14 protein-coding genes are annotated in these 12,289 nt (G+C 35.2%); 1 reads left to right on the forward strand and 13 read right to left on the reverse strand.

Going from position 1 to position 12,289, the window contains the following annotated elements; translation table 11 throughout:
* Nucleotides 1-73: 73 nt before the first annotated feature.
* On the forward strand, nt 74-1,186 hold the full coding sequence (locus tag EAI80_RS09345; protein ID WP_129981809.1) for an ISL3 family transposase: 1,113 nt from the start codon (nt 74-76) through the stop codon (nt 1,184-1,186).
* 155 nt (nt 1,187-1,341) lie between these two features.
* Here the strand turns inward: EAI80_RS09345 and ptsP are convergent, their stop codons facing one another.
* The 13 genes from ptsP to EAI80_RS09420 form a co-directional block, all read right to left on the reverse strand.
* Complete coding sequence (gene ptsP, locus EAI80_RS09350; protein WP_129981810.1) at nt 1,342-3,063, reverse strand: phosphoenolpyruvate--protein phosphotransferase; 1,722 nt, start codon at nt 3,061-3,063, stop codon at nt 1,342-1,344.
* A gap of 368 nt (nt 3,064-3,431) precedes the next feature.
* Nucleotides 3,432-4,622, reverse strand: a complete 1,191-nt coding sequence (locus EAI80_RS09355; RefSeq protein ID WP_022621353.1) for a site-specific integrase — start codon at nt 4,620-4,622, stop codon at nt 3,432-3,434.
* A gap of 78 nt (nt 4,623-4,700) precedes the next feature.
* Nucleotides 4,701-4,904, reverse strand: coding sequence for an excisionase (locus EAI80_RS09360; RefSeq protein ID WP_004613735.1), 204 nt, complete (start codon nt 4,902-4,904; stop codon nt 4,701-4,703).
* A 374-nt stretch (nt 4,905-5,278) separates the two neighbouring features.
* Nucleotides 5,279-5,527 carry a helix-turn-helix domain-containing protein gene (locus EAI80_RS09375; protein WP_002323370.1) on the reverse strand — a complete coding sequence of 83 codons (249 nt, stop codon included), beginning with the start codon at nt 5,525-5,527 and terminating at the stop codon, nt 5,279-5,281.
* Between the two features lie 6 nt (nt 5,528-5,533).
* Nucleotides 5,534-5,950, reverse strand: a complete 417-nt coding sequence (locus EAI80_RS09380; protein ID WP_015530205.1) for a sigma-70 family RNA polymerase sigma factor — start codon at nt 5,948-5,950, stop codon at nt 5,534-5,536.
* Nucleotides 5,951-6,350: 400 nt separating this feature from the next.
* Entirely contained in the window at nt 6,351-7,121 is a 771-nt protein-coding gene (locus tag EAI80_RS09385; RefSeq protein ID WP_129981811.1) for an ABC transporter permease subunit, read from the reverse strand.
* On the reverse strand, nt 7,118-8,011 hold the full coding sequence (locus EAI80_RS09390; protein ID WP_008393109.1) for an ABC transporter ATP-binding protein: 894 nt from the start codon (nt 8,009-8,011) through the stop codon (nt 7,118-7,120). Before EAI80_RS09390 ends, EAI80_RS09385 begins: the two co-directional genes overlap by 4 nt.
* 7 nt (nt 8,012-8,018) lie before the next feature.
* Entirely contained in the window at nt 8,019-8,222 is a 204-nt protein-coding gene (locus EAI80_RS09395; protein WP_008393108.1) for a PLD nuclease N-terminal domain-containing protein, read from the reverse strand.
* Nucleotides 8,215-8,949 (reverse strand): MerR family transcriptional regulator, encoded by a 735-nt coding sequence (locus tag EAI80_RS09400; protein ID WP_008393107.1) that lies wholly within the window; start codon nt 8,947-8,949, stop codon nt 8,215-8,217. Before EAI80_RS09400 ends, EAI80_RS09395 begins: the two co-directional genes overlap by 8 nt.
* 142 nt (nt 8,950-9,091) lie before the next feature.
* Nucleotides 9,092-9,316 (reverse strand): hypothetical protein, encoded by a 225-nt coding sequence (locus EAI80_RS09405; protein WP_008393106.1) that lies wholly within the window; start codon nt 9,314-9,316, stop codon nt 9,092-9,094.
* A gap of 144 nt (nt 9,317-9,460) precedes the next feature.
* A complete protein-coding gene (locus EAI80_RS09410; protein WP_129981812.1) occupies nt 9,461-10,465 on the reverse strand; it encodes a sensor histidine kinase in 1,005 nt (334 codons plus the stop codon).
* Entirely contained in the window at nt 10,462-11,121 is a 660-nt protein-coding gene (locus EAI80_RS09415; RefSeq protein ID WP_009264385.1) for a DNA-binding response regulator, read from the reverse strand. The genes EAI80_RS09410 and EAI80_RS09415 overlap by 4 nt, the downstream gene beginning before the upstream one ends.
* A gap of 58 nt (nt 11,122-11,179) precedes the next feature.
* Complete coding sequence (locus EAI80_RS09420; RefSeq protein WP_202976629.1) at nt 11,180-11,956, reverse strand: FtsX-like permease family protein; 777 nt, start codon at nt 11,954-11,956, stop codon at nt 11,180-11,182.
* Nucleotides 11,957-12,289: the final 333 nt, after the last annotated feature.

The following is a 12,289-nucleotide window of genomic DNA, read 5'->3' on the forward strand; positions in this document are numbered from 1 at the left end:
GGTGTCTGCCGTTTATATAGCTGACACCTTAACTTAATTACCTGATGGTATTAGTTTTGTTTAACTTAATACCATTGGATTAGTATGTCCTCAATGTAATAAGGTAATGACAGAGGGAAACCCATTTACAGAGAAAAGTCACAGTAGATTATCTCAAACCTCAGAACTGGAAATCATGAATAAACTTAAAGAACCTACAACTACTTTTTCGCTGGTTGCTAGATTTTTTAACACAAGCCCTACCAAGGTTGTTGAAATATTTGATAAGTATGGCCAGATGCGTAGACAGCCATTGCCTGAGATCATATGCATTGATGAAAAGCACTGGAGACATAAAGGTCAAAACAGATACATGTGTGTCATTCTAAATTTTAAGACCATGGAAATTGTAGATATCATTGATGGAAGAACCAAGAAGGTATGGTCAAGTTATACACAGATAATCGATAAAAAAGAGCTCGCTAAAGTCAAATATATCTCTATCGATATGTATGAGACATACAGATTTGTAAGAAATCAATACTTTCCAGGGGCAGTACTGATATGTGATTCATTTCATGTCATAAAAAATATCAATAAAGTATTAGATGCTATCAGAATTAAAGTAGGCAAAAGATACCAAAAAGATAGTACTGAATATTATCTTCTCAAAAAGTTTCACTTCCTTATATTGAAAAACTACAATGATATTCCATTCAACAAGGCAAGATATAATAAAAAGCTTAAAAGGTATATAGACTATCATCAACTGCTTGAAATAATCCTGAACATAGATAATGAACTAACAGAAGCATATAATCTAAAGGAACAGTATATAACCTTTAATCATTATGCAACATCCGAGGACTGTAGAGAATGGCTATCAAGAATAATTCAAGAATATGCATCATCAGGAATTACTGGCTTTATATCATTATCTGGAACTCTTATAAACTGGTTCGATGAAATATGCGCATCATTTAATTTAGTAGATGGTCGAAGAATATCTAATGGACCAGTAGAAGGAATCAATTCTAGAATAGATAAAATACTTTCAAATGCATGTGGATATCAGAACTTTGCAAGAATGAGAAATAGACTAATGTATTCTCTTAATAAATCCTCTAATCCTTCCTCTTACGCTATTGATGAAACAATCAAAAGAGAAGGAAAAAAGAGAGGATCATATAAGAAAAAGAATCAATAAAACATTAAAATAGGAGTAATATGAGCGCACTAAAGGGCAGTCATTTCTGACTGCCCTTTACAAGTGGAAACCCCCAAATATTTAAAGCGAGTTTTCTATTGACCCCCCTTAAAAATTAAAGGTTCCAAATGTTCATCTCTCAAGTATTGTGTTTTTTATCCTTCAATACCAGTTTCAGATTTAACTAATTCAACAACTTCTTCCATTGTAGAAAGTTCAGTAGTTGCCTTTTCAGCTACCTTCTTAGATTCTTCATAAGATAATTCTCTGATACGTTTTCTCTGAGCAAGAATTGAAGTTGCAGACATTGAGAATTCGTCAAGTCCTAAACCAAGTAGTAATGGTGCAGCAAGAGCTTCGCCTGCCATTTCACCACACATACCAGTCCATTTACCTTCTCTATGAGAAGCATCAATTGTGTTCTTAACTAATCTTAAGATTGATGGGTTGAATGGCTGATATAAGTAGTTGATTGTAGATGACATACGGTCAGCAGCGAAAGTGTACTGGATTAAGTCGTTTGTACCGATTGAGAAGAAATCTACAACCTTAGCGAACTGATCAGCAAGAACAGCAGCGGCTGGGATTTCAATCATGATACCAACTTCGATTGAATCAGAAACTTTAACACCTTCAGCTTCTAACTTAGCCTTTTCATCTAATAAGATTCCCTTAGCCTTCTTGAATTCGTCAACAGTTGCAATCATAGGGAACATGATCTTAAGATCTCCATAAACTGAAGCACGAAGTAATGCTCTTAACTGAGTTCTGAATACTTCTTCTCTCTGGAAGCAAAGACGAATAGCACGAACACCTAAGAATGGGTTCATTTCTTCAGGAACTGGAAGAGCCTTTAACTTCTTATCTCCACCGATATCCATTGTTCTAACAACAACTGGACCATTTACGTTTTCAAGTACTGTCTTATAAGCTTCATACTGTGAATCTTCTGTTGGAAGTTCATCTGATTCCATATATAAGAATTCAGTTCTGAATAAACCAACACCTTCAGCACCATTCTGCTTAATAGCTTCGATATCATTTGGAGAACCGATGTTAGCTACTAATAATACCTTATGACCATCAGTAGATACTGATTCAGCAGTCTTTAATGTCTTAAGTTCTGCTTTGTAGTCTTCGAATTCTTTTCTCTTAGCTTCATAAGTTGAAACTGTTTCTTTATCAGGGTTAACAAATACATCACCTGTTATACCATCAAGAACTACCATATCACCATCATTGACAGTTTCAGTAATAACGTTAGTTGCTACAACTGCTGGGATTTCCATAGATCTAGCTAGGATAGCAGAGTGAGAAGTTCTACCACCGATATCAGTGATGAAACCACGAACTAAGTTTTTATTTAACTGAGCTGTATCAGAAGGAGTTAAATCATGAGCGATGATTACAACTTCTTCATCAATTAAAGCAGGGTTAGGTAAAGACTTACCTAATAAGTTAGCTTTTAAACGAGTAGTTACGTCTCTAACGTCAGCTGCTCTTTCTTTGAAATATGCATCATCCATAGATGAGAACATAGTAATGAATAAATTAGCTACATCTTCTAATGCTGCTGGAGCACATACCTTTTCATCATTGATCTTAGCTTCAACCTGTGACTGAAGTTCTGGATCTTCAAGAATCTGAGCATGAGCATCAAATACTGCTGCTTCTTCTTCAGATAAGTTTTTAGTAGCTGCTTCCTTAATTGCAGCGATTTCAAGTTTTACTGCTGCAACGCTCTTGTTATATAAAGCAATTTCAGCTTCTGTGTCTTCAACTGTAGTACGTGTTACAGTTAAATCTGGCATATCTAATTTATATGCTTTAGCAATGGCATAACCACTAGATGCCGCAATACCTTTTACATTTGTCATTTTTGACCTACCTCCATATATTCCATATTTTACAATAAAAGGGGTATAAAATAAAGGAAAGAAGTTCTTTCGTATATATTTTTTTGACAAATTTACACAATTTTGAGGGTATGAATTAACTTAAATCTATCTATATATATCTGCAAGTGTTGAAAGAAGCTAATTAGGATCATTTTTTCACTTTTTTAATAGTAAAAACTTACTAAATTTCTGATTATCTTTTCATAAGTTGGTAAATGACGATATATCCCGTATTTTAGGGCTTTATCGGTATTTTCTTTTCGGAAGATACCTTGCATAAGCTGGCATTTACCAGCATGAAAATGCAACCAAAAGTAGTAAATGAGTAGTAAATATACGCTCCGATATTAACAAGCCAGTCTTTCCAGTTCTGCTTTTGCAGATTGAAATGTACCGTGTGCATAATAGCCAAGTGTCATGGTTATGTTGGCGTGTCCCATGAGATATTGCAGGGTGTTTGGGTTCATTCCTCTGTTTGCCATATTCGTACAATAAGTATGTCGGAATGAATGTGGTGTGATGTTCGGTAACTTGTCCGTGTGATATTTGTTATACTTCTTAATCAGCCCTCGCACCATACCCTCATAGTTTCCTGCAACCTTAGGCAAGCCCTCACGGTTTAAGAATAGAAAATTGCTGTAACCACCTACAATCAGCGGTTGTGCCTTTCCTCTGTTCTTTAGTATTCTTTGGATTGCTTGATAAGCCCGTTCTGTCAATGGAAGTTCCCGTTTTCCGTTTTTGGTTTTTGGCGTTTCAATATAGTAGCCGATTTCGCTGTCTTTCAATAACTGGTGGTCTATATTGAGTATTTTGTTCTGCATATCAATATGCGTCGTCAGTCCGCAAAATTCAGAAATACGAAGTCCCGTTTCCAACAGAAGCACAACCTCATCATAATACTTGCTGTAAATCTTATCCTTTTCCATAAAGGCAAGCAGGCGTTCTTCCTGCTCTGGTGTAAGGATAACTTTATGCTCTGTATCATCTTCCAGAACATCACTTAGTTTAAATTCAAATGGGTTCTTTCTGATACAGTCGTCTTGTATCGCCATGTAAAATGACGCTTTCAAGGAACGCTTATAGTTATCAATTGTTGTATAGGCATATCCTTTTTCACTCATTCTGATAGCCCATTCTTTAGCGTCCGACTGCTTAACAGTATCAATCGCCCTCATACCCAATGGGTCATTTTTCAGAGCGTTCATAAGATACTGTCGTCCCTTTTCGGTAGCCCTCTTGATGTTCTTTCTTTGGCTGTTCTTTTTCTCGTAAAGCTGGCAGACTGTCATTTTACCGCCGACTGTGTCGATACCGTCGTTAAGGTCTTTTTTTATCTGTGCTTCTTTTTCCCTCAATGAAATATCATCACGCTTTCCAGCAGGTGTCTTGTCTGTCGGTACAAGTTTCCAAGAATAGATAAATTGTGGCTTTCCGTATATATCGGTATATTTATAAACGTATCTTCCGTCTTTTCGCTGGCTCTCTCCATTACGCAAATTGCGATTTTTACTGTCTTTTCGTTTTACATTAGACATAGTGTAAAGCTCCTTTCCGTCATGGAATGAGCCGTGATACGCTATACTTTATTATACCATATCTACGGCTCAATGACATTAGATTTCGTCCAATGTATCTATGATTTTTTCAAATTGTTTTCGCTTAATCTGAATACGATTACCGTTCACGATAACCCAGCCAGCGTCAATATTTTCTTCGGCTAATTTACGCAATTTTTTTTCGCCAATGCGGAAGTATTTAGACGCTTCTTCAATCGTCAGTGTATATTTTTCCCAGATAGGCACATCAGTATTGTTCATAATCTATGCACCCCCTTTACTGTGTGTTGTTTTTTACAAGCAGACAGACGGCTTTGGAAAGCTCCATTAGTATCTCAACTATTCCCATTCTTGTGGGCAGAACCGCACCATGCGGACGTATCATTATTCTGTGAGGATAGGTCGTGGCAAAACGACTTTTCCAACAGTCGCTCTCGGATCACTGCGTGGGTCGCTCGCTTTCTTTTGAAAAGGTCGTGGCGTACAGTCCCCGTGGCTCGCTATCTCACAAACGTATCTGTCTGCTTTATTCAGTTGTCAAAGAGCTGTGGCGAAAGCGTGTTGCTTTCATGTAAAAACAGGTGCAGAGCAGGAAAGAGGGGATTGAACCAATCATGCTCTGCGGTTACTGCTTGTTATTCTTCTTCGATTTCTAAGGCAATATCAAACCCTAAAATCATTTTAATAAGTGCTTCTCTGATGAGTCCCTTTAACTCCATATCTACAACAATATAAACATTGCCGTATTCATCATAGAGTGGACGCAGACAGCACTTTGATATGTACGGGTCATAAAATGCCAGTATCTTTTCAATCGCTTTTTCGTCCCCGTCCATTGCCTGCGAAAGCAAATAGTAGGACGGCTTCTTCATTGTGTGTTTCATTTGCTATCATTTCTCCTTTAGTATTTTTTTCATAAGCTCTAGTGAATTGTGTCGGTTTTGAAAAACACCACTTCTTGAAATATTTTGTCTTTTTGCAATCTCGGTATCGCTCATTTCCAAAAAATAATACATCAGCAAATTTTCTCGATTACGCTCAGACAAATGTTTCAAGGCTTCTGCCAGTTCATCATCACAAATACGAATATCACTACCGCATACATTGAAAATCGTATAGTCCGTATCATAGTCGTCCCAGACAGCCAGACTTTCTACAACGATTTCTGGAAGTTCACAAAAAAGCGTTTCTTCCTTTTGTCGTCGCTTTAATTTCTTCTGATAGTCCTTAACAACATGTCGGACAACTTTCTTCAAACAACTTTCAAAACGGCATTGAACTGTTTTCTGGAAGTCAGACGGTTTCATCAATCGCACCCCCTTTCCGTTACGACGTGAAAAGTGGTTATCCCTCTTTCCGCACCATATAGGGAACGGCAGGTGTGATTTGCTAAGTTGAAACCGAAAAAATTTAAAAATTTTTTTAGGCATGAAAAAAGCCCGCACAAAACATATAGTTTTATACGAGCTATTAAAGCTATAAAATATTCAGTTTTTATTACTAAAGCTGTTAGGTAGTGTATGATTGTATAGAATTTCGCTTAAAATGTTCCATAATACAATCCCCCTTAAAGCACCTTAATAATGTTAGTGTAGTTTTGAAAGGAAACTGTTATAAAAATCAAATCACATATTTTTTCCACCTATGCCAATTAAAATAAATAATCATCAAAAAGTAATATAATAATATAACTTGAAAGTCTAAACATTATAACTGTTTTCTATTCATTACAGTAATACTTACAATCAAATAAATAACGACCAATAAAATAGTTATAAGGACTGCAATTCCATAATCTTCAATAGATTTAGTACCAATCAGCAAAGAAGCACTTTCCATTAGAGTAGTCGGAGTGTATTTCCAAGCTTTAGGAAAAAAGCTAATAAGATACACACCTAGAACACTGCCACCAGTCCCTAAAAGCACTCCCGTATAACTTTTAACAAGAACGGAAAATAAAACAATAAGACCTATTATCCATACCCCAAACAACCACCAATGTACCATAGCAGGCAGTAGTCCAACAGCAATACTGTTATCCCAAAAAAAGGCGTTATATCCATAAGTTACAGCAAAGCATAACAAATACCCAATCGTCCACATTGTAAACATCACAAAAAATTTTGCAAATACTACTTTATAGCGAGATAGTCCTTTAGTTAAAATAAGTATAAGAGTATTTGTTTCATATTCCTTTGTAAATATTCCGCTATACAGAAACACAAATACAATTAACGCAATAGGAATGTTTTTGAAAAACTGTGTCCACGACGTAAGAGCATTCACTGTAACTTCTGTAACCATCATTCCCTGTTCTGCCAAAGAATCAGAAAGCGTTTCTAACATCCACGGCGTAAGTTTTGCAATTGCTGGATTCATAATGCCAAAAATCAAAAACAGAATACAGAAAAATGTAAGTTCTCCACTTCTGATACATTCAAAAATTTCTTTTTTAAAAAAAGCAATAAACGATTTCACTTTGACACCACCTCCATAAATAGAGATTCTAGTGAGGGTTCAACACGCTCGATTTTAGAAATTAATATTTTATGTTCTGTAATAAATTCAAGCACTTCAAACATTTTAAATTGTTCGCCCAAGAATAAAAGAGTATCTTTTGCGGTTAATTGAGCGTCTGTGAATACACTAGAAAGATATTCAGCGTCGTCTGCTTTTATTGTTTCCACAATAAATTCGTGTGAAGAACACACATTTTTTAAATCGGCAACTGCTCCTTGCATAGCTATTTTTCCATTATTTAAAAAAGCAACATCTGTGCAGATTCGTTCAACATCAGATAAAATATGTGTTGAAAACAATACCGTTGTCTGTTTTTTGGAAGAAAGTAGAATATCAAGTATCTCCTTTCTTCCAATCGGGTCGAGTGCAGAAGTCGGTTCATCACAAATCAAAATTTTGGGGCGTCCAAGAAGTGCTTGTGCAATCCCAAGTCGTTGCTTCATTCCCCTTGAAAACCCTCTAATACGATGATTTTCTTTGGAAAGACCAACAAGAGTTAAAAGTTCATCACTTCTTTTTTCAATGTCGTTTTTTCCCATTTCCAAACTTTCTCCACATAATCTAAGATATTCTCTTGCTGTCATAAAGGAGTAAAACTCTGGAACATCAGGAAGATACCCAATATAACGATTAGTTGCAGTTTGTCCGTATTTTACCCTTTCACCAGATACAAATACTTCACCCCTGTCCGACTTTAGAAGCCCTAAGATTATTTTCATTGTTGTTGTCTTGCCAGCACCATTTTCCCCTACAAAACCAAAAACACTATGTTCGGGTACAGATAAATTTAACCCTGTCAAAACTTCTTTATCCCCAAAATGTTTCTTTAAGTTTGTGATACGAAGCATATCCACGTTAAGAATCCTCCTTCCCAAGCAAGAAATAAAGGATAGGTCCAATAAATTGCATACCAACAATCACAACAATAAGCCATAAAGTACGATTACCTCTTTTATAGCTCTTATGAGTTAGAATATGATAAAGTGTATACGCCAGCAGGGCTAATTCTGAGATTACTAACGGTACTAAAAACGGTAAAAATTCAGTAACATTATTCATTATTTTTTTCCTCCTCTCGATAGGTTTCAACACAAAAACCATGATATCCACAACTGGTACACGTCAGTTTTCTGAGCGTCATGGAATGATTTGAAAAAATAAACTCTTTCAGATGAGGTTTAAATATCTCATGACACTGTGGACAGATATATACTATCCTTTTTGATAAAAATCGTATTATAAAAATTGCATATGGAATCGCTACCAAGATATATCCCCAAAATAACCACTGTATTCCAGTAGTAATCCATAAAATAATACTAACCCACTGAATTATATTTAGGGGAATACCTGTTATCAACAGAACTGCGTGTAACTGCTTCATTTTCTTTTTGTTTTCCATTGCATAAGCTATATCTCCGATTGATTCAACAGAGAAATTTTCTATTCCTTTCAGTGCTTTCTTTATGCCCTCTAGCATAGCAAGTTGCTCTTGTCTTTCTTTTACTTCATTTTGAAGAAGTTGCTCTTGCTTTTCAAGCAAAACAGAAATAACACTGCTAGGATTACTTTCAGATAACAATTCTCCTATGCTTTTAATTGAAATACCTGCATCACGAAGAAAGCAAATGATTTTCAGTTTTTTATAATCATCTTCTGAATAAAGTCGTCTGCCACCTTCAGAAAGTTCACTAGGTATTAAGATACCACGTTCATCATAATACTGCACTGTTCTAACAGATACTCCACAAAGCTTTGCTATTTCTCCTGTCGTATATTTTGACATAGCCTTTTCCTCCTTTCTGTTTTCATTTTATGTCATTACGTAGCGTTACAAGCAATACGTTACGTGGGGTAATTTTTTAAACTTAATGTTCTATCACATAGTTTATACTGCAAATCCGCTTCGCAGGAAGCGGGATAAACATTTAAACCTTTGTCTTTTGGGTAATCTTATAAATATATTCTTCTGGCGTAGGACGTTTATTTCCAAAATACTTTTTGAAATTTGCCTGCACCTCTGGGTCTGTACTGTTCATAGCTTCGTCAATCGTTGCTTCAATATCAGCCCGAACATCAGCAAATGATACACTGCCAGCTTTTGCACCAGCTTTCAATGCTTTTTTTATATCACGTTTTTTTAGCCCTATCATGGTATCACTCCTAAATTCAATCGTCTATTACTGTAAAAAATAGTGTTCTATTAGGTGGAATTTGATTGCAAAGAATTGTACTTAAAGCTTTCCATAATGCAAGCCCACTTAAAGCACCGTATCAATGTTGGCATGGTTTTCAAATTACTCTGAAAAATTATGAACTGTTCCTTTTGGAAATGTAATGGTCAGTCTTGTATATTCTTTTTCCGTAGAAGCAATATCCAATTTCAAGCCCAACCTATCGCATAATTTTTTCGATAGATACAGTCCCATACCCGTTGCATTTGCCTTGTTTCTATTTGAACCCGTAAAACCTTTTTCAAATACACGGGATAAATCAGACGCTTTTATTCCACAACCATTATCTTCAATCACAAGCAATATATTTGTACCATTGTCTTGACTGTATATCGTCAGCTTATTTTCTTGCTTATCAAAATACTTAATCGCATTTTGCACGATTTGAGATAGAATGAATGTCAGCCATTTTTCATCAGTATAAATGACATTTTCTATGTCATGGATATTGATAATTGCTTTTCTTTCCATAAGCGAATGACGGAATTTCAGAATGACATTATGTATCACTTCGTCTAACTGCAACTGTTTTACAAAATAGTCTTTTTCCGTATTTTCGCTTCTTGCATAGTAGAGCATTTGTTCCACTAACTGAAATATTTTGTCTGTTTCTTTTTTTAATGTGTAATTTTTTGTATTGTCAAACGTCAAAGACAATGCTCCTATCGGTATTTTTATTTCATGGGCGAAACTTTCCACATATTCTTGATAGTCCTGCTTTTCTTCTGTGATTTTGCCGATTTCATCATTCATAGATTTGCAGGCTTTTTTTAGTGCGTAGTAATAGGCTTCATTTTGAAATTCTTTTGGCTTTGGTAAAACGTCTGCAATATAATAGGTTTCTTCCAGTCCATCTACTAAATCAATAATATGTTGCGAAGCCTTACGTTTCTTCCGATACAAACACCATTGAAAAAGCCCTTGTATGCTGATGAACAGAATTACCAGCAATACAACAAATAGCGTATCTACACCGTAGAAAATCAAGAGAAATGCTACTAAGGCAAGAAAGAAAAGCTGAAACAATATCTCTGTTATTTTTTCTTCTAAGAATGTAAAAAAGCTCACAGTTTCCAACCCTTTCCTCGTATATTTTCCAATAAATGAACAATACCGATTTCTTTCATTTTCTTTTTTAGACGGGTCATATTAACCAGTAATACATTTTCGTCTAAATAATATTTGTCGTTCCACAGCTTTTCCAATAGTTCTTCCTTACTGATAACTTTATCTTCGTTCATAAAGAAGTAGTATAAAATACGAAATTCATTTCTTGTCAATTCAATGCTTTTCTCTTGATACTTCAAAATAGATAAATGTAAATCAAGGGTACAATCTTTTTTAACAAGCTCACGGAAATTATTCGGGTTTGATAACTGCAATGCACGCTTGATCTTCTCAAGAAGAATAAGCGTGTCATACGGCTTTGTGATAAAGTCAATTCCACCCACTTGAATACTTTTCAATTCGTCAGCATTTGTATCTCTGCTTGTTACAAAGATAATAGGTACTGGCATAGCTTGTTTTATTTTCCTGCATACTTCATAGCCATTTTCATACGGCAGGTTAATATCAAGCAAAACCAGCTCTACGCAATATTGCTTTAATTCCTCTGTCAGATTTTCAAAGTTAGTCAACAAGACTGTTTCATATCCTTGTGTGTTCAATAGTTTAGAAAGCTCTAGACGAGTGATTTCATCATCTTCGATAATTGCTATTCTCATTTCCACACCCCCTTGATTTACCATTATAATAATTCCACAGCAGGAGAGCTAGAAAAATCTAACTCTCCTCATTGATATTTCGTTTGAAACCGATATACGTTGCTATCCAGTAAATACTATAAATTAGGAAGAAGATAATTAAATTCAAGCCAAAGTACATTAGATAAAGGTGTTTATCTCCCAAAATTTGTTGATACACATTATTCAATGACGACATCATCACGAAAGAACATAATATTGCTGATATTGCAGGGACACAAAATAATATCAATAATTGTTTTCTGATTGTCTTAAATAGCGACTTGTCATTTATTCCTAATCTTCGCAAGGTCAGGTAGCGATATTTGTATTTAGTAGAGTCGCTCAATGATTGAACTGCCAAAATTGTCCCTACTGCGGAAATCAAGATAAATGCAATATACATAAACAGACTGACTACTATTGCAACCATTGCTTTTTGTTGTTCTATTTCTGCACCTCTTACGTTTACTCTATACGATTCGTCATTTATTTCTCCATTTTCATCAACCTTTACTAATTGATGTTGCATATCTTCTTTTATCTTATTTTCTAATTCTGCGTCTGTATCTTCTTTTGTATCTATAATCAAATGATTTTCTGATACTTCAAGTCCTTGAACATATTTATCTGGAAGTACAACAACAAATCTGCCAGTATTAGTTATAGAGTTCCAATAAGACTTAGTGTCATATCCTTTTAATTTCAAATTTTTATTTGCTACTGTTATGGTTTCAATATCTTTGTTATCTTCAACCTCATATGCAAACTTGCTATTTGTAACTATATAGTATTCGTTATCATTTAAAGAAAGCAACGGCATCTTTCTTAATTCTAGTAATCTGTTATGAAATGACGATTGTCAAGTGGAAATAACACATTTCTTTGATTTTCGTTTTTCGTTTTCCGTTTTTTCGTTTTATTTTGTTTTTTAAATCAAGGACATAGGACAAGAAACTTCTATACAGATTTATCGGCGGTTGGCCACTCTGTTATGCGTGGATTGGTTACCTCAGGTCAATGGTTTCGCCGCAAGTTTCTTTGTCTATAGTCGTGAATCAAATCTTTGGAAAAAGAAGTGTCTACATAGATTAGTCTTGAATAACTTTAACCATCTTCTTATAGAGATTTCCTGTCCAATAGCCTCAAT

The organism is Catenibacterium sp. co_0103 (assembly GCF_004168205.1).
Lineage (GTDB): Bacteria > Bacillota_I > Bacilli_A > Erysipelotrichales > Coprobacillaceae > Catenibacterium > Catenibacterium mitsuoka_A.